At 66.4% G+C, this 16,876-nt stretch carries 16 protein-coding genes, 1 tRNA gene and 1 pseudogene; 8 read left to right on the top strand and 10 right to left on the bottom strand.

Annotation, left to right across the window (positions count from 1 at the left end):
* Positions 1-37 precede the first annotated feature (37 nt).
* From BLT73_RS04485 to iolG, 5 genes are all read right to left on the bottom strand, one after another.
* The gene (locus BLT73_RS04485) at positions 38-814 is read right to left on the bottom strand and encodes an ATP-binding cassette domain-containing protein (protein ID WP_090521300.1); all 777 of its coding nucleotides are present in this window, start codon (positions 812-814) and stop codon (positions 38-40) included.
* A 1-nt stretch (position 815) separates the two neighbouring features.
* The gene (locus BLT73_RS04480; RefSeq protein ID WP_090521298.1) at positions 816-1,919 is read right to left on the bottom strand and encodes an ABC transporter permease; all 1,104 of its coding nucleotides are present in this window, start codon (positions 1,917-1,919) and stop codon (positions 816-818) included.
* A gap of 76 nt (positions 1,920-1,995) precedes the next feature.
* Positions 1,996-2,913, bottom strand: coding sequence for a sugar ABC transporter substrate-binding protein (locus tag BLT73_RS04475; protein ID WP_090521296.1), 918 nt, complete (start codon positions 2,911-2,913; stop codon positions 1,996-1,998).
* Between the two features lie 79 nt (positions 2,914-2,992).
* Positions 2,993-3,820 carry a sugar phosphate isomerase/epimerase family protein gene (locus BLT73_RS04470; protein ID WP_090521294.1) on the bottom strand — a complete coding sequence of 276 codons (828 nt, stop codon included), beginning with the start codon at positions 3,818-3,820 and terminating at the stop codon, positions 2,993-2,995.
* Positions 3,817-4,827: an inositol 2-dehydrogenase gene (gene iolG / locus BLT73_RS04465; RefSeq protein WP_090521292.1), complete on the bottom strand. Its 1,011-nt coding sequence runs from the start codon at positions 4,825-4,827 to the stop codon at positions 3,817-3,819. The genes BLT73_RS04470 and iolG overlap by 4 nt, the downstream gene beginning before the upstream one ends.
* 133 nt (positions 4,828-4,960) lie before the next feature.
* Here iolG and BLT73_RS04460 point away from each other — a divergent pair, with 133 nt between their 5' ends.
* Positions 4,961-5,971, top strand: coding sequence for a LacI family DNA-binding transcriptional regulator (locus BLT73_RS04460; protein ID WP_090521290.1), 1,011 nt, complete (start codon positions 4,961-4,963; stop codon positions 5,969-5,971).
* A 177-nt stretch (positions 5,972-6,148) separates the two neighbouring features.
* On the opposite strand, the pseudogene BLT73_RS17825 reads toward BLT73_RS04460, so the two are convergent.
* From BLT73_RS17825 to BLT73_RS04445, 3 genes and pseudogenes are all read right to left on the bottom strand, one after another.
* Positions 6,149-6,415 (bottom strand): annotated as a pseudogene (locus tag BLT73_RS17825) (hypothetical protein); the annotation flags it as partial.
* Positions 6,301-7,602 carry an LPD3 domain-containing protein gene (locus BLT73_RS04450; protein ID WP_143025622.1) on the bottom strand — a complete coding sequence of 434 codons (1,302 nt, stop codon included), beginning with the start codon at positions 7,600-7,602 and terminating at the stop codon, positions 6,301-6,303. The pseudogene BLT73_RS17825 and the gene BLT73_RS04450, both read right to left, overlap by 115 nt.
* Before the next feature lie 272 nt (positions 7,603-7,874).
* Positions 7,875-8,798: a LysR family transcriptional regulator gene (locus BLT73_RS04445; RefSeq protein WP_090521285.1), complete on the bottom strand. Its 924-nt coding sequence runs from the start codon at positions 8,796-8,798 to the stop codon at positions 7,875-7,877.
* 125 nt (positions 8,799-8,923) lie between these two features.
* On the opposite strand from BLT73_RS04445, the gene BLT73_RS04440 reads away from it, so the two are divergent.
* From BLT73_RS04440 to BLT73_RS17225, 3 genes are all read left to right on the top strand, one after another.
* Positions 8,924-9,847: an alpha/beta hydrolase gene (locus BLT73_RS04440; RefSeq protein ID WP_090521283.1), complete on the top strand. Its 924-nt coding sequence runs from the start codon at positions 8,924-8,926 to the stop codon at positions 9,845-9,847.
* Between the two features lie 65 nt (positions 9,848-9,912).
* Entirely contained in the window at positions 9,913-10,536 is a 624-nt protein-coding gene (locus tag BLT73_RS04435; RefSeq protein ID WP_090521281.1) for an alpha/beta hydrolase, read from the top strand.
* A gap of 97 nt (positions 10,537-10,633) precedes the next feature.
* Positions 10,634-10,810 (top strand): Rossmann-fold NAD(P)-binding domain-containing protein, encoded by a 177-nt coding sequence (locus tag BLT73_RS17225; RefSeq protein WP_176804904.1) that lies wholly within the window; start codon positions 10,634-10,636, stop codon positions 10,808-10,810.
* A 296-nt stretch (positions 10,811-11,106) separates the two neighbouring features.
* Here the strand turns inward: BLT73_RS17225 and BLT73_RS04430 are convergent.
* Positions 11,107-11,200 (bottom strand) — tRNA-Sec (locus BLT73_RS04430).
* 261 nt (positions 11,201-11,461) lie between these two features.
* Here BLT73_RS04430 and BLT73_RS04425 point away from each other — a divergent pair.
* The 4 genes from BLT73_RS04425 (at position 11,462) to BLT73_RS04410 (ending at position 15,742) form a co-directional block, all read left to right on the top strand.
* Positions 11,462-11,974 (top strand): 2Fe-2S iron-sulfur cluster-binding protein, encoded by a 513-nt coding sequence (locus BLT73_RS04425; protein WP_218132509.1) that lies wholly within the window; start codon positions 11,462-11,464, stop codon positions 11,972-11,974.
* A complete protein-coding gene (locus BLT73_RS04420) occupies positions 11,971-12,930 on the top strand; it encodes an FAD binding domain-containing protein (protein WP_090521276.1) in 960 nt (319 codons plus the stop codon). The genes BLT73_RS04425 and BLT73_RS04420 overlap by 4 nt, the downstream gene beginning before the upstream one ends.
* A 1-nt stretch (position 12,931) precedes the next feature.
* Positions 12,932-15,133 (top strand): aldehyde oxidoreductase molybdenum-binding subunit PaoC, encoded by a 2,202-nt coding sequence (gene paoC, locus BLT73_RS04415; RefSeq protein WP_090521274.1) that lies wholly within the window; start codon positions 12,932-12,934, stop codon positions 15,131-15,133.
* A gap of 204 nt (positions 15,134-15,337) precedes the next feature.
* Positions 15,338-15,742, top strand: a complete 405-nt coding sequence (locus BLT73_RS04410; RefSeq protein ID WP_090521272.1) for a (R)-mandelonitrile lyase — start codon at positions 15,338-15,340, stop codon at positions 15,740-15,742.
* Between the two features lie 51 nt (positions 15,743-15,793).
* Here BLT73_RS04410 and BLT73_RS04405 read toward each other — a convergent pair whose 3' ends face one another.
* On the bottom strand, positions 15,794-16,867 hold the full coding sequence (locus tag BLT73_RS04405) for a tartrate dehydrogenase (protein ID WP_090521271.1): 1,074 nt from the start codon (positions 16,865-16,867) through the stop codon (positions 15,794-15,796).
* Positions 16,868-16,876: the final 9 nt, after the last annotated feature.

The following is a 16,876-nucleotide window of genomic DNA, read 5'->3' as shown; positions in this document are numbered from 1 at the left end:
GGCGGACGGGCGCGATCCGCCCGGCCCGCTGCTTGTCCTAGACCGTGCCGCCGAGCGAGCCTTCGAGCTGGGCCATTTCCTGCCCGCCGGCCATCATGTCCTGAAGCTGGGCCGCGTCGATCTCTCCCTTCACCGCGGTGCCGAGCGTCTGTCCCCGGTTCAGCACGGTGAAACGGTCGCCCACCGCCATGGCGTGGCGCACGTTATGGCTGATGAACACGACACCGATGCCCTGGTTGCGCACCCGGTCGATGGTGGCCAGCACGTTGGAGGTCTGGCGCACGCCAAGCGCCGAGGTGGGTTCGTCGAGGATCAGCACCTTGGCGCCGAAATAGACCGCGCGCGCAATGGCGACGGTCTGGCGTTCGCCGCCCGAGAGCGCGCCGACCGCCTGATCGGGCGCGCGCAGGTTGATGCCCATGCGGCGCATCTCCTCCATGGTGATCTGGTTGGCGCGGTCGATGTCGAAGCGCTTGATGATGCCGCCCTTCTTGGGCTCGCGGCCCATGAAGAAATTGCGCGTCACGCTCATCAGCGGGATCATGGCGAGATCCTGGAAGACGGTGGCGATCCCCGCCTCCATCGCGTCGCGGGGGCTGTCGAAGCTCATCGGGCGGCCTTCGAAGAAGATCTCTCCGGCGGTGGGTTTGTGGACGCCCGACATGGTCTTGATGAAGGTGGATTTCCCCGCGCCGTTGTCGCCCAGCAGGCAGTGGCATTCGCCGGGGCGCACATCGAAGGTCACGCCGTTCAGCGCGATGACATTGCCGAAATGCTTCTTGATGTTTTCCATGTGGATGATGGGTTCGGACATCTCAGCGCTCCCCCGTCACGCGTTTGCGGATGACGTTGTTGAACACGACGGCCAGAAGCAGCATTCCGCCCAGAAAGACCTGGAACCAGTCCTGGTCGAAATCGGTATAGGTCAGCCCGATCGTGACCATGCCGAAGATGATCGCGCCGAAAAATGCGCCGATGGCCGAGCCGTAGCCGCCGGTCAGCAGGCAGCCGCCGATCACCGCGGTGATGATCGCCTCGAATTCCTTCATGAAGCCGCGCCGGGCATCGGTGGAGCCCGCGTCGATCACGGTGATGATGGCGACAAGCGCCGCCGCGCAGGCGGTCAGCATGAACAGCGCGATCTTGACGCGCTTGACCGGCACGCCGGAATTGGCCGCTGCATTGTCATCGCCGCCGGTGGCGAAGATCCAGTTGCCCGCGGGCGTGCGCAGCAGCACGAAGGTGCAGATCAGCGCCATGACGATGAACCACAGGATTTCGACCGGGATGCCCGGCACCTTGGGCGCGCCGGAGTTGAAGCTGTCGATGATGCCGCGCTCGGCCAGCCAGGAAAACAGGCCGGGAAAAGCGTCGCCCGAGAAGAACGGGGTGAGGAAATCGCCCTCCACCGCGTCGCGCACGCCGCGAAGCTGCGTCGAGCCGCCGGTGAACCATTTCAGCCCCACGAGCGAGGCGCCGCGCAGGATGAACAGGAAGGCCAGCGTCACGATGAAGCTGGGCAGTCCGGTGCGGATCACCACCGTGCCGTTGACGGCCCCCATTCCCGCCGCGGCCAGAAGCGTCAGCGGGATGCAGAGGATCAGCGGCAGGCCCATATTCACCGCCAGCACCCCGAAGATCAGCCCCGCGAAGGCCACCATGGAGCCTATGGACAGGTCGAACTCGCCCCCGATCATCAGCATGGCGGCGGCGATGCCCAGGATGCCCAGCTGCGCGGCGGGGGTCATGAAATTCATGATCCCGGACAGGGTGAACATGCTGCGATCGGCGGTGATCAGGAAAAAGATCGTGACCAGGATGACGCCGCTGATGGCGCCCAGCTCCGGCCGTTTCATCAATCGGGTGACGACGGATTCCGACTTGATCCGTTCGTCCGCCCCATCCGTGGCATCCGTCATGTGGTCCCCCACGCTGAAAATGAATTCGTCATGCGCCAGGCGCGCGGGACCTCTCCCGCGCGCCCGGTGGACAGGATCAGCGGATCCCCTGGGCGGACAGCTCGACCACCTGTTCGGCCTTGTCCTGCGTCACAAGGTTCGGCCCCGAGGGCACATCGCCGCCCGGCATCAGCCCGTATTGGGCCTGCAGCGCCAGGAATGAGACCGGCAGATACCCTTGCAGGAACTGCTGCTGGTCGATGGCAAATGTGGCGTCGCCATCGACGACGGCCTGTAGGAAGCCGGCAGAAAGGTCGAAGCTGGCAATCTGGATATCGTCGCGATCGAGGGCCTTCACGGCATCGACCGCGGGCTCACCCACCATCGAGGCGCCTAGAGTCAGGATCGTGTCGATCTCGGGGTCGGATTCGAGTGCCGCGCGGACCTTGGACTGCACATCGGCCGGGTCCATCTGGGTCGGGATGACTTCAACGACATTGCCGAAACCCTCGGCAAACCCGTCGCAACGCTGGTCGAGCGACACATTGCCGACCTCGTGGTTGACGCAGATCGCCTTGGTGCCGCCCATCTCGGCCAGTTCCTCGCCCGCCGCGACGCCGGCATCGTACTCAGACTGCCCGACATGCAAGAGCACGCCCATATCCGCGGCAACATCGCCGCCCGAGTTCATCGAGATCACCGGAATCCCAGCCTCGACCGCGCGCTGGATCGACGGGCCGAGCGCGTCCGCATCGGGTATCGAAACGATCAGCCCGTCCGGTTCCTGGTTTACGGCGGCATCGATGAGCTGGCTCATCTGGACCATGTCGAAGGTCTCGGGCGAGCGGAAATCGACATTCGCGCCGGTATCCTCGCCGGCCTTGGCAGCGCCGTTCTTGACCACGGACCAGAACGGATCATTGGCCTGGCCGTGGGCCACGACGACAATCTCCTGCGCCAGTCCGGGTGCGGCGAGCGCGAGGCTCATCGCGGCGGTTGCAAGTAGCTGTTTCATCTTCGGTCTTCCTCCCTTGGTGGTTGATCGGGCGTCTCCTCCCGCCCGGCTCACCCGGCGCGTGGCGCGCCGGCTGTCTTCAATGCCCCATCGTTCTGATGGCGCGCACGGACCGGGTCAGGATCTGCTCCAGCCGGTCGCGATACCCCGCGCCCTTGTCGGTGTTGAACGGATCGGGTCCGGGCGCGGCGGGTTCTATGATGATGGGGCCATCATAGCCGATTTCATCCAGCGCGGCGAATTGCGCGGCGAAATCCGTGTGACCGTTCCCGATGGCGCCGCGATGGGAATCGGCTGCGTGGTAGAGCCCGATCCGCGCGCCCCCGGCACGCAGTGCTGCGGCGGGATCGGCCTCTTCGATATTCATGTGATAGGCATCGGGCAGCAGCGACAGGTTGGGTGCGCCGACCCGGTCGATCAGCGCCAGCCCCTCTGCCACGCTGCGGATCTGGTGGGATTCGTAGCGGTTCAGGATCTCGAACACCACCGGCAGACCGGCATCCGCCGCAAGCGCGCAGACATGCCGCGTGCTGTCCGCCAGATGCGCGTCCTCGACCTGCTGGTCGGCAACCGGGCGGATGCGCCCGACCTGCCCGTGACAGGAGATGCGCGGCAGCCCGTCCGGCTGGCCGAGCCGCCCGGCCCAGTCGATGAGCCGGTCGTAATAGGTCAGCGCCGCCGCGCGGATCGGCGGATCGGGATGCGAGATATCCGCATCGCCGGGCGTGACCGAAAACACCGAAAGCCCGTGATCCGCAAAGACGCGCCCCGCCTGTTCAGGGTCGATCCCGTCCACATCGCCATGCAGTTCCACCCCGTCCAGCCCGGCGCGGTGGGCGCGCGCGGCGATGGCGGCGAGATCCTCGCCGCCGAAGATCCAGGTGCAGCAGCCGGTCTGCCGGATCATGCGGCCCCCAGCATCTCGGGGGTGAGATCCACCGTATCGCCGGATCGCGCAGCACGGGTCGCAGCCTCGGCGCAGGCCAGTGCGGCCACCCCGTCGCGCAGGCTGACCGGCATCGGGGCGCGGGATTTCAGCGCCTCGACAAAGGCCGCCCATTCGATCTCATAGGCGCGCATGTAGCGTTCGAGGAAGAAATAGACCGGCTTGGCGGAGAGCGCACCATCCGCGGTGATCTTCTCCACCGTGTGTTCCAGCATGTTCCGGGCCGAGAGCAGCCCCTCCGCCCCCAGAAGTTCGATCCGCTGCTCATAGCCATACCCGGCGCGGCGCGAATTCTTGATGACGCAGATCCGCCCGTCATCCCATTGCAGCGTGGCGGCCGCCGTGTCCACATCGCCCGCCGCCCCGATCTCGGGATCGACGAGCGCGCTGCCTGTGGCGCTGATGCGCGCGGGCGGGCCGCCGAAGATCCAGCAGGCCATGTCGAAATCATGGATCATCATGTCGCGGAACAGCCCGCCCGAGACCTTGATGTAGCTGACCGGCGGCGGCGCGGGGTCGAATGAGGTGATCGAGAGCAATTCGCCCTTGCCGATCTCGCCCCGGTCAAAGGCGGATTTCAGCGTCGCGAATTGCGGATCGAAACGGCGGTTGAAGCCGATCATCACCGGCTGCGCCGTGGCATCGGCCGCGCGCAGCGCCGCCAGCGCCCGGTCCAGCGACAGATCGACCGGCTTTTCACACAGCACCGCCTTGCCGGCCCCGGTGGCGCGTTCGATCAGGTCGGAATGCGTGTCGGTGGAGGTGGCGATCAGCACCGCCTCGATGTCGCGATCGGCGATGATCTCGTCCACGCTGCGGACCGCGACGCCTAGCGGATCAGCCAGCGCCCGCGCGGCCTGCGCATTGGCATCGGCCACGGCGACCAGCAGGCAATCGGGATTCGCAGTGATTGACCTAGCGTGAACCTGACCGATCCGCCCGGCCCCCAGCAATGCGACCTTGATCATGCGTCCTCCCCCCGAATCGCAGCAATCGCTGACTAGGCGGCAAGATGCGCATCCATGCTCGCGTGTGCAAGAAAAATCTGCTCGCGTGTGCAAATCTCTTCCCGCGGCGGGATTCTGCCTGTAGGGTCGGAGGATGGACCGGATCGCTGAGAACGCGGATCAGAGCCGCGGCGTGACCGCGGATGACGTGGCCGCGGCGGCGGGCGTGTCGCGGTGGACGGTGGCCCGCGCCTTCAAGAAGCGCGGCGCGATCTCTCCCAAGACCCGGCAGAAGGTGCTGGCGGCGGCCGAACGGCTGGGATATGCGCCCGATCTGCTGGCCGCCTCTCTCGCCTCGGATCGCTCGCATCTGGTGGCGCTCATCACCAATGATTTCAACAACCCCCACAAGCTGGTGCTGCTGGAGCGGCTGACCCGGATCCTGTGGTCGCAGGGCTGGGGCACGCTGCTGGTCAACATGTCGGAGAGCGAGGATGCCTCGGCCGCGCTGCTTGCGGCCAGCCAGCGCCGGGTCGATGCGGCGGTGATGATCGGCACCCGCTTCGATGACCGGGTGCTGGACACCGCCCTGGGGGCGCGGCGGGTCAAGAAGCTGGTGGTGTTCGCGCGCTACAGCAACAACCCCAACACGCTGACGATTTCCTGCGACGACCGGCTGGCCATGCGCGAGATCGGGGACCACCTGTTCGCGCGGGGCTATGCCAGCCCCGCCTTCATCGCCGGGCCGGACACGCAATCGGCCAAGCTGCACCGGGTGGACAGTTTCCGCGACCACTGGCTCGGGCTGACCGGCGGCGCGGTGCCGACGCGGCACGCGGCAGGATATGACTTCCATTCCGCGATCGACACGGTGAACGCGGTGCTCGACGCGGCCCTGCCCGGCACCCTGCCCGATGTGCTGGTCTGCGAGAACGACATCCTCGCCATCGGTGCGAAGGAGGCGCTGCGCGCGCGCGGCGGCGCGGCCGCCGGGATCGCGGTGACAGGCTTCGACGACATCCCGCTGGCCGCCGCGCCATCCTATCACCTGACCACCTACCGCCAGCCGATCACCGCGATGTGCGAGCGGCTGCTGGACGTGCTGTCGGGGCGGCTGAACGAGGATGTGTTCGTCCCCGGCACGCTGATCGTGCGCGGCGGCTGAGCCTGCCCCGATCACATGGTGGCGCGTGGCAATTCGAGCGGAAAGATCGCCATCCTCTACCAGTTGACGCGACTGCCGTAGAGCTTGTTCCAGTAATCCGGGTCTTCGGCCGCGCGTTTCGCGTAGAAGGGTGAGCAGGAGAATGCTTCTTTTAATCGTTCGGTGCCCTCCGCCTGCCTTTCGCATTCTTGGATGCTGAGACCAAGTCTTAAGCATTCCATCAGATATCTGTTCGCCTTGAGACTTTCGGAAGGTTCGGGTTGCGACGTCGTATCGGGCGCGGGCGATTTCGGGAACATGGTGGGTGACGCTCCGGGTGCTGGTCTCGATCAATGCCGCCATATTACCCAGCGTATCGCCCTTTTTCCATCGCAGCGGCGGGACGCCCAGCTCCGCATCACCTTCCAACTGGCGCGGATGGGGGACCAGGTGATCGGTCGAGCCGTGGCGCAGCGCCTGCGACAGCATGATCTCGTTGCGCCGACGCTGGGCGAAATGGGACATGAGAAGCTGCGGATCGTGTCGAGCGCGCGGCGCAGCGGGCCGGGCTTCACGTCGCGGCGACCCTGCGCCCAATCGGCGTAGAGTTCGGCGACCATTTCCTCGGCCTGCACCGCGGCGCTTTCATCGGCGTAATGCTGGCGCACTCGGGCGGAGATCGCGTCATCGGCGCGGGCGGCGCGGAGCAGGGCGCGCCATTCCTCCCTGGTGAACAGCCCGTAGGGAGCGCCCCAGCGGTCGGGCGCGCGCAGCGCATGGACGATCTCGTGGTCGAGCGTGTGGCGCCAGCCCTTGCCCCGGTCGCGCAGGATCGACACGACGCCGCGGAAGAACTGCCCGTTGGGGCCGGTCAGCCGTCCGGCCTCGACCTTCAGGCCGATCTTGCCCAGCAGTCCGACCTTCGCGAGCGCCTGATTCGCGGCCGCATTGATGGCGCGGGCCTGCGCGGGGCTGATGGCGCTGGAATTGACTTCGCTGCCAGCAGTGGCTAGGTTGAGATCGGCGGGGGCGCCCTTGAATGCCGATCTGATGGCCTGCTCTCTTGGAGAGTCGGTCTTCAACGCGGTCCTTGACCGGCCCTCGCTGCCTTCCACCCCGAGATCGTAATGGAACCGACCGTCGGTTGTCTCGCGGACATGGGCCAGAAGCGCCAGACGCCGACCGTCCAGCATGATTGTAGCGGCAAAGGTATGGACTGCCTTGATCTGGTCACGCCCTTTTCTGTCGGGTTCCGAGGCGATCGGCCTGCCATGCTCCAGAATTGCCGGAAGCGCGACGACAGCTCTATATACGTCTTCGCCCTTGCGGCCGCCGATCTTTTTCGTGCCCGCGTTATCGAACGAGATTTCCCAGCCCGTCGCACGATTTTTGACCGTGATGGGTTTGCCGTCGCGGACCAAATTCTTGCGATACCAGCTGGACGCAAGCCGCGCCAACTGCCTGATATCAGCCCGCGGCCCCAGCTCGTCGCCCGTCAGCTGGGCGACCACAGGCGCGTCATCTCCGAACCGGCTGTCGCGCGGGCCGTCCTCCGGCTCGGTCAGCGCGGCGATTTTCTGGTTCTCGCCGTGGCCCGAGATGATCAGGATCGCGCGCGCCCCGTCGCTGTCGCGCCGCGCCTCGACCGCCATGCCGCCATTCGGGCGGCTGCCTGCGAGGCCGGTGACGATGTAGCTCTCGCCATCGACCGTGTATTCGGTCTGTTCGGGGGCCGGGTTTGTGCCGCTGCCCTTGAGCGGGCGCTTGGCGTCGCCCTCGATGTAGCGGTTCACCTTGCCCTGGCGGCGCTGCGTTGCGGCTTCCCCGAACCTGGGCCTTCGGCGCGCTCCGCGGCATTTCCCTCCGGCCAGGCCCGAAGGCGGTCGGCCGAGCGGCTGCGGGAGTGAGGGCGTTCAGACTTTCCCTACCGCGCTGATTTCAAAGTTTTCTCGCCACGCCAGCGCAGCGCCTCGACCAGCAGTCTGAATGCGGGCGAGGCGTTGCGGCGGTTGGCATAATACAGGTGATAGCCCGGCAAATCTGGAACGCGGCCCTGCATCACGCTGACCAACCGCCTTTCCCCGATGTCGCTATGGACGACATCGAGCGGCAGATAGGCGAGGCCGTGGCCGTCCCGTGCGGCATCAAGGATCAGGTCGATCGCATTCAATGTGAGCGGCCCCTCGACGCGGACGCGGGTGAGTTCCTGCTTGTCGCTGCCAAGCAATGGCCAGGCATAAGTCGTGCCCGAACTCGGCAGGTGCAGGTTGATGCAGCGATGCTCGATCAGATCATGGGGTCCGGCAGGCGCGGGGCGGTCCTTCAGATAGGCCGGCGACCCGACAATCGCCATGGGAATATCCGGCGAGATCGGCACGGCGATCATGTCCTTCTCCACCTGCGCGCCCAGCCTGACGCCTGCGTCGAAGCGGTCCGCGACGATATCCGACAGGCCGTAGTCGATCATCACTTCGATATTGATATCGGGGTTTTCGTGCAGCAGATCGCGGATGCCGGGCAGGATGATGGTCTTGGCGGCATGTTCGACCGTGGTGATGCGGATACGGCCTGCGGGGCGGTCTCGGAACCGGCCAAGCGCGGTCAGGCTGTGATCCATCTCCTCCAGCATCGGCGCGATCCGGCGCAGCAGGTCCTCGCCAGCAGCGGTGGGCGCAACGCTCCGGGTCGTGCGCGACAGCAGGCGCAGGCCGACGCGCTCCTCCAGACGCCGCATGATCTGGCTGAGCGCGGATTGCGACATGCCCAGCCGGAGCGCCGCGCGGGTAAAGCTCTGCTCCTGCGCGACGGCCACGAAGACGGTCAGATCGGCCAGTTCATCTCGTTTCATCTATTACCTGAATGATAGGGCCATGCAGTTTTAAGCGTCTAATCCATGAAACGGGGATGCACCATATTGACGATGCATCACCAGATCGACCGTCCGGGTCGGTCGTGTTTTCCAAGGAGAACGTCATGGACAAGATCAGCTTCAAGAACAGCAACAACCCAACCATCGACATGTCGGCCGTCATCAACTACCCCGAGGGCTTCGACACATCGAAAACCTACCCGGCGGTGATCGTCAGCCATCCGGGCGGCGGTGTGAAGGAACAGACCGCTGGCACCTATGCCAGGAAGCTGGCTGAGGAAGGCTTTGTGACCATCGCCTATGACCGCTCCTATCAGGGTGAAAGCGGTGGCATGCCGCGCCAGACGGAAAACCCGTCGGTCAGCACCGAGGATGTCAGCGCCGTGCTGGACCACCTGACGACGCTGGATTTCGTGGATAACAACCGCATCGGCGCGATGGGGATCTGCGCTGGCGCGGGCTATACCGCCAATGCCGCCATCAACGATCCGCGCATCAAGGCCGTGGGCACGGTCAGCGCCGTCAATATCGGCCAGATGTTCCGCAATGGCTGGGATGGCAGCGTCGAGGACGCGGATGCTGCGCCGATGATCGAGAAAGGCGCCGAGGCGCGGACCGCCGATGCCAGGGGCGGAGATCCGGCCCAGTTCCCGCTGGCCCCGATGAAGGAAGAAGACGCGCCGAACGAGGAACTGCGCCAGGCCTGGGAATATTACCACACGCCCCGCGCCGAACACCCGACCGCGCCCGGCTACATGACCGCGCGCAGTCTTGACCAGATCATCCCCTACGACGCCTACAGCAAGGCCGAAGCCTTCCTGACCCAGCCGCTGCAGGTCATCGCGGGCAGCGAGGCCGGCAGCAAATGGATGAGCGACGATCTGTTCGAGCGCGCCGCCAGCAAGGACAAGAAGTTCCATGTCGTCGAGGGTGCGAACCACATGGATATGTATGACGGCGAGAAGGAAATCGCCGAGGCCGTCGGCGTCCTCGCCCCGTTCTTCGAAAAGAACCTGAGCGGCAAGTAAGCCGTCGGGCGCGGGCAGAGATGTCCGCGCCTTCACCGCAGATCTGAGCGATCGTCAGGTCCAAGATGGAACAGATGACGTTTCGCAACAACGATATGGCGTGGGATATCGCCGCGCTGATCCTGACTCCGCCCGATTTCGACCCGAAGAAGACATACCCGACCATCATCAGCGTCCATCCCTTCGGCAGCTGCAAGGAACAGACATCGGGCGAGGTCTATGGCAAGCGGCTGGCGGACCAGGGTTTCGTCGTCATCGCATATGACGCCAGCTATCAGGGCGAGTCCGGCGGTCAGCCACGCTGGGTCGAGGATCCGACGCAGCGGGTCGAGGATGTCAGCCATGTCATCGACTACGCGGTGACGCTGACATATGTCGATGCCGACCGCATCGGTGGCATCGGGATTTGCGGCGGCGGGGGGTATATCCTGAGCGCCGCGCTGACCGAAAAACGCATCAAGGCCGTGGCCTGCCAGAAGGTCGGGGCCTTCGGGGCCTATTGCGACGGGATGGAGGCATACGGCCGCGCGACAGCATCCAGGGACCGCCAACTGGTGTCGCTGGAGGATTGGTCTCATTCCGATCTTTACGACAAGCAGGAGCCGGTCAGTCTGGCGATGGATCGGATGGTGCCGTTCCTGAAGCAGCACGTCGCGGGCGAGGCTGCGCAGGCGAAAGCGGCGGGGTAAGCCAGCATTCGACCTCACCCCCCGCGGCAGAAAATAACACGGTCAGGCGGGTCCAGCCCCGCCCGACCGTTCCGCAAATTTCCTTGAAAGGTTTCACATGACAAACGCTCTCATCCTGGGCGCCAGCGGTGCCATCGCGCGCCATGTCATCGGTTTTCTCGGCGGCAACGACCGCATCCGACCGACGCTGTACCTGCGCAAAGCCGCGAAGCTGTCGGACCTCGACACGTCAGGCATGACCGTCATCGAGGGCGACAAGCCATCTTTCATGTGACGGCGGCTAAGCCTGAGCAGGCGTGCTGCAACGAAGACGACCTGGCTGCAACACCAGCAGTGGAACCAGCCCCAATGCGGTCGTTCTTCTCTCGGGCCGACGGTGCAATCCCCCATCAGACCGGCTGCTCGCTGCTAGCGTATGACACCAGGCAAAGGCGCTGGCTTTCGTCACGCGACGCGACCGTCAGCGGGCAAAGCGCAATCCCATCAACATTCATGGCAGCTTTGCCCGGCAAATGCAGGTAAATCCGCGATCTGGCGCTGCAGGCAAAGGTCCGAAAATAGGGTTATTTCTGGCGGAAGAGGCGGGAGTCGAACCCACCAAAGACGCCGCGCGCCTTTCTCCGGATTTGAAATCCGGGCACCCCACCGGGGACGTTGCTCTTCCGCCGGCCACGCTATCGGCGGCGCCGGGCGGCGTCAACGCGCGCTCGCCCGGACCAGGTCCCGACAGCCTCGCGTAACGATCTTGCCAAATCGCAACTGAACGCGACGGGCGGCCGCCGCGTTATGGTCCCGCCACGCCACTTGCTGCGTGCCGCCACGGGCGGCACAGCCAGCCACCAGCCAGGGGACGCGACCCATGACCACCGACATGACAGACCAGCGATCCGCGCCCGGCGCAGATCCGGGCGACAGGGCGGCGCAGATGCGCAGCACGGTCCGCTTCACCGTCAATGGCGAGATGCGCGAGATCGAGATCGACAACCGCACCACGCTTCTGGATGCGCTGCGCGAGCATCTGCGCCTGACCGGCACCAAGAAGGGCTGCGATCACGGGCAATGCGGCGCCTGCACCGTCATAGTGAATGGCCGCCGGGTCAATTCCTGCCTGACGCTGGCGGTGATGCAGGACGGCCACGAGATCGAGACCATCGAGGGCATCGGTGCGCCCGACGCGCTCGACCCGATGCAGGCGGCTTTCGTCGAACATGACGGCTATCAATGCGGCTATTGCACGCCGGGCCAGATCTGCTCGGCCCGCGCCGTGCTGGACGAGATTGCCGCGGGCATCCCCAGCCATGTCACCGGCGATCTCTCGGCCAGAATCGAGATCACCGAGGACGAGATCCGCGAACGGATGAGCGGCAATATCTGCCGCTGCGGGGCCTACGCCAACATGATGACGGCCATTCTTCAGGTCTCGCGAGGTGCGCCATGAGAGAGTTCAGCTTTGAACGCGCCGGTGATGCCGGGCAGGCCGCGACACTCGCCGCAGGCGACACGGGTGCGAAATTCATCGCCGGCGGCACCAATCTGCTCGACCTGATGAAGCTGGAGATCGAGACGCCGTCGCGGCTGATCGACGTGACCGGCACCGGGCTCGACCGGATCGAGCAAACGGATGCGGGCGGGCTGCGGATCGGCGCGATGGTGCGCAACACCGACCTGGCCGCCGATGACCGGATCCGGCGCGATTACGGGGTGCTGACCCGCGCGCTTGTCGCCGGGGCATCCGGCCAGCTGCGCAACATGGCGACGAGCGGCGGCAATCTGCTGCAACGCACCCGCTGCCCGTATTTCTACGACACCAACATGGCCTGCAACAAGCGCAGCCCCGGCGCGGGATGTGCGGCGCTTGATTCGGGGGGCTTTACCCGGCCCTTGGGGGTGATCGGCATCTCGGATCACTGCATCGCCACCCATCCGTCGGACATGGCCGTCGCGATGCGCCTGCTCGATGCGCAGGTCGAGACGCTGGATGCGGCAGGTAACAGCCGCAGCATTCCGCTGGAGGAGTTCTACCTCCTGCCCGGCGACACGCCCGAGCGTGAGACGGTGCTGGAACCGGGCGAGATCATCACCGCCGTCACCCTGCCCGCGCCGATCGGCGGGCATCAGGCCTATCACAAGGTCCGCGACCGCGCCTCCTACGCCTTTGCGCTCGTCTCTGTCGCGCTCGTGCGGCAGGCCGATGGCAGCGGGCGGGTGGCGCTTGGCGGGGTCGCCCCCCAGCCCTGGCGGCGCGCAGCGGCGGATGCCGAACTGCCCAACGGGGCGGGGGCCGTCATGGCAAGGCTGCTCGACGGCGCGCGCCCGACCGCGCAGAACGCGTTCAAGATCACCCTGGCAGAGCGGACCCTTGCCGCGATGCTGGCCGAGGCAGAGGGGAACTGAGATGGATTTCAACGAACCCGCCGGCACCAACCCGGCCGACCGCGGCACGGTGCTGGGCAAATCAACCCCGCGCATCGACGGGCCGCTGAAAACCTCCGGCCACGCGCCCTATGCCTATGAGCGGCACGACGTGGCCGAGGATCAGCTTGCCGGCTATCCGGTGTTCTCCGCCATCGCGCGGGGCCGGATCACCAGGATCGACAGCGCCGCGGCCGAGGCCGCGCCGGGCGTGGTCGCGGTAATCCGCAGCACCGATATGGATGTGCTGGGCAAGCACGGCATGAATGTCGTGCCGCATTTCGGCGGCGACGAGATCCGGCATTACCACCAGGCCGTGGCGCTTGTCGTGGCGGAGAGCTTCGAGGCGGCGCGGGCGGCTTCCGGTCTGGTCCGGGTCGCCTATGACGCCGAGGGGCACGCCGATTACGACCTTTCCACGCATCGCGATACGGCCATGGCGCGCAAGGCCGAGCCGGATCAGGATGTCGGCGATTTCGCCGCGGCCTTTGCCGAGGCGCCGGTGACGCTGGACGAAACCTACACCACACCGTGCCAGACCCATGCGATGATGGAGCCCCATGCCAGCATCGCGCAGTGGGACGAGGAGGGCCGGCTGACCGTGTGGAGTTCGACCCAGATGGTCAACTGGCTGGTCGAGGGGCTGTGCAGCGCCTTCGATCTCGACCCCGATCAGGTCCGGGTGGACAGCCCGTTCATCGGCGGCGGCTTCGGCTCCAAGCTGTTCATGCGCGCCGACAGCGTGCTGGCAGCGCTCGGCGCGCGCGCGACCGGGCGTCCCGTCAAGGTCGCCCTGCCCCGCCCGGCCATCGCCAACAACACCACCCATCGCGCCCGCACCATCCAGCGCATCCGCATCGGGGCGGATCGCGACGGGCGCATCACCGCCATCGCCCATGACGGGCTGTCCCATACCCAGCCCGGCGGCGATGGCGAGAACAGCACCGCCCAGACCCCGTTCTTCTATGCCGGGGCGAACCGGCTGATCACGCCCCGGCTGGTGGATCTTCATCTGCCCGAGGCCCATGCGATGCGCGCGCCGGGCGAGGCGTCGGGCCTGATGGCGCTGGAAATCGCCATGGACGAGATGGCCGAGAAGCTGGGCATGGACCCGGTCGAATTCCGCATCCTCAACGACACCCAGGTCGATCCCGGCCAGCCGGACCGGCCCTTCTCCGACCGGAATTTCGTCACCTGCCTGCGCCAAGGCGCGGACCGCTTCGGCTGGGCGGACCGCAACACCACGCCGGGTGGCCGGCGAGAAGGGATGTGGCTGATCGGGCACGGCATGGCCGGGGCCTATCGCGGCGCGCTGACCATGAATTCGGGCGCGCTTGTGCGGCTGCGCCCCGACGGCACGGCGGTGGTCGAGACCGACATGACCGATATCGGCACCGGCTCCTACACGATCATCGCCCAGACCGCGGCCGAGATGCTGGGGCTTGGCGTCGATCAGGTCGAGGTCCGGCTGGGCGACAGCCGCTACCCGGTCTCCTCCGGCTCCGGCGGGCAGTTCGGCGCGCCGAGTTCCACCGCCGGGGTCTATGCCGCCTGCGTCAAGCTGCGCGAGGAGATCGCCAGGCGGCTCGGCAATGTCGATGCGGGCAGCCTGGACTTCGCCGATGGCCGAGTCACCGCCTCGGGCCGCAGCACATCGCTGGCCGAGATCGCCGCCGATGGCGAGATCACCGCCGAGGACAAGGTCGCTTTCGGGGAATTCCAGGACGATGTGCTGATGGCCACCTTCGCGGCGCATTTCGTCGAGCTGGCCGTCCATGCCGGCACCGGAGAGACGCGGGTGCGGCGGATGCTGGCGGTCTGCGATGCCGGGCGGATCCTGAACCCGCTTTCGGCCCGCAGCCAGGTGATCGGCGGCATGGTGATGGGTCTCGGTGCGGCGCTGATGGAGGAGCTGGCCATCGACACCGGGCGCGGCTTCTTCGCCAATCACGATCTCGCCGGATACGAGGTGCCGGTCCATGCCGACATCGCCAGCCAGGAGGTGGTGTTCCTCGACACGCTGGACCCGGCCTCGACCCCGCTCAAGGCCAAGGGGGTGGGCGAGCTGGGGCTCTGCGGCATCGCCGCCGCCGTCGCCAACGCCCATTACAACGCGACCGGGCTGCGCATCCGCGATTATCCGCTGACGCTGGACAAGGTGCTGGAGGAATTGCCCGCGATCTAGACGCATTGCGGGCACGGGGTTCTGGACCTCGCGCCCGCCCCTTCGGCGCCACCCCGTCACGAATGGGACCGGGCGGAGTGACCCGACGCCGACCCACCGCACCGCATTGACCTTCGCCGCCCGCAGCGCCAGCCTGCGGGTGGCAAGCCTGCCAACACCCGCCGCGCCCCCACACCGCGCCGGGCCAGCACAGGGAGTTGTCTGATGAGGATCACCCGAAACGCCGCCACCGCGTCGAAATCCGGCCCGGCCGAATATTTCACCGGCCGCGTGCGTCTCGACGCGCCGTTCTCGACCGAAGCGCCCGCGCGGCTCTCCGGCGCGACGGTGACATTCGAGCCGGGCGCGCGCACCGCCTGGCACACCCATCCGCTGGGTCAGACCCTGATCGTCACCGCCGGAGAGGGGCGCGCACAGCAGAAGGGCGGCGCCATCGAGACGATCCGCCCCGGCGACATCATCTGGTTTCCGCCCGGCGAAACGCATTGGCATGGTGCTGCGCCAGATTGCGCCATGACCCATATCGCCATTGCCGAGGCCGACGAAAATGGCGAGGTGGTGACATGGCTCGACCATGTCACCGATGCGGAATACGGCGCTGGCGACTGACACGCGCGGCGGGCGACACCGCGATCCGAGAGCCGCCCGCCGCGCCGCAATTCAGCTCAGCGCATCGGCAATCGCCTTGCCGCAGCTCTCCGTGTCGGCGGTTCCGCCCAGATCGCGGGTGCGCAGCGCAGGCTCGGCCAGCACCGTCTCGATGGCCGCGACGATATCGGCCGCCGCCTGCCCATGTCCCAGATGCTCCAGCATCATCGCGCCCGCCCAGATCTGCCCGACCGGGTTGGCGATGCCCTGCCCGGCAATATCCGGGGCCGAGCCATGCACCGGCTCGAACAGAGACGGGAACGCGCCCTCGGGGTTGATATTGCCCGATGGCGCGATGCCGATCGTGCCGGTGCAGGCCGGCCCCAGATCCGACAGGATATCCCCGAACAGGTTCGAGGCGACGACCACGTCGAACCGGTCCGGGTTCAGCACGAAATGCGCGGTCAGAATGTCGATGTGATACTTGTCCACCGCGATCTCGGGATAGGATGCCGCCATCTCCTCCACCCGCTCGTCCCAATAGGGCATGGTGATGGAAATCCCGTTCGACTTGGTGGCCGAGGTCAGCCGCTTGCGCGGCCGGGTCTGCGCCAGCTCGAACGCATAGCGCAGCACCCGGTCCACGCCGTGCCGGCTCATCACGGTTTCCTGCATCACGATCTCGCGCTCGGTGCCCTCATACATCTTGCCGCCGATGGAGGAATATTCGCCCTCGGTGTTCTCGCGCACGATCCACATGTCGATATCGCCCGGCGCCCGGCCGGAAAGCGGCGACGGCACGCCCGGCATCAGCCGCGCCGGGCGCAGGCTGATATACTGGTCGAACTGGCGGCGGAACTGCAACAGCGAGCCCCAGAGCGAGATGTGATCGGGCACCGTCTCCGGCCAGCCCACCGCGCCGAAGAAGATCGCGTCATGGCCCTCGATCTGCGCCTTCCAGTCATCGGGCATCATCTGGCCGTGTTTCGCGTAATAATCGCAGGAGGAGAAGTCGAACCCGTCGAAGCGCAGATCGAGCTGGTGACGCTTCGCCGCGGCCTCCAGCACGCGGATCCCCTCGGGCACGACCTCCTTGCCGATGCCGTCCCCGGCGATGACGGCGATCTTCATGTGGTTGCTGGCCATCTGCGCCCC

This window comes from Paracoccus isoporae (assembly GCF_900101865.1).
Lineage (GTDB): Bacteria > Pseudomonadota > Alphaproteobacteria > Rhodobacterales > Rhodobacteraceae > Paracoccus > Paracoccus isoporae.
The sequence above is the reverse complement of the archived record's forward strand: the minus strand, read 5'-3'. Positions and strand labels throughout refer to the sequence as shown.

Coding starts and splice junctions, on each gene's coding strand:
- BLT73_RS04485 (WP_090521300.1), bottom strand. CDS start 814: ATGTCCGAACCCATCATCCACATGGAAAACATCAAGAAGCATTTCGGC.
- BLT73_RS04480 (WP_090521298.1), bottom strand. CDS start 1,919: ATGACGGATGCCACGGATGGGGCGGACGAACGGATCAAGTCGGAATCC.
- BLT73_RS04475 (WP_090521296.1), bottom strand. CDS start 2,913: ATGAAACAGCTACTTGCAACCGCCGCGATGAGCCTCGCGCTCGCCGCA.
- BLT73_RS04470 (WP_090521294.1), bottom strand. CDS start 3,820: ATGATCCGGCAGACCGGCTGCTGCACCTGGATCTTCGGCGGCGAGGAT.
- iolG (WP_090521292.1), bottom strand. CDS start 4,827: ATGATCAAGGTCGCATTGCTGGGGGCCGGGCGGATCGGTCAGGTTCAC.
- BLT73_RS04460 (WP_090521290.1), top strand. CDS start 4,961: ATGGACCGGATCGCTGAGAACGCGGATCAGAGCCGCGGCGTGACCGCG.
- BLT73_RS04450 (WP_143025622.1), bottom strand. CDS start 7,602: ATGGCGGTCGAGGCGCGGCGCGACAGCGACGGGGCGCGCGCGATCCTG.
- BLT73_RS04445 (WP_090521285.1), bottom strand. CDS start 8,798: ATGAAACGAGATGAACTGGCCGATCTGACCGTCTTCGTGGCCGTCGCG.
- BLT73_RS04440 (WP_090521283.1), top strand. CDS start 8,924: ATGGACAAGATCAGCTTCAAGAACAGCAACAACCCAACCATCGACATG.
- BLT73_RS04435 (WP_090521281.1), top strand. CDS start 9,913: ATGGAACAGATGACGTTTCGCAACAACGATATGGCGTGGGATATCGCC.
- BLT73_RS17225 (WP_176804904.1), top strand. CDS start 10,634: ATGACAAACGCTCTCATCCTGGGCGCCAGCGGTGCCATCGCGCGCCAT.
- BLT73_RS04425 (WP_218132509.1), top strand. CDS start 11,462: ATGCGCAGCACGGTCCGCTTCACCGTCAATGGCGAGATGCGCGAGATC.
- BLT73_RS04420 (WP_090521276.1), top strand. CDS start 11,971: ATGAGAGAGTTCAGCTTTGAACGCGCCGGTGATGCCGGGCAGGCCGCG.
- paoC (WP_090521274.1), top strand. CDS start 12,932: ATGGATTTCAACGAACCCGCCGGCACCAACCCGGCCGACCGCGGCACG.
- BLT73_RS04410 (WP_090521272.1), top strand. CDS start 15,338: ATGAGGATCACCCGAAACGCCGCCACCGCGTCGAAATCCGGCCCGGCC.
- BLT73_RS04405 (WP_090521271.1), bottom strand. CDS start 16,867: ATGGCCAGCAACCACATGAAGATCGCCGTCATCGCCGGGGACGGCATC.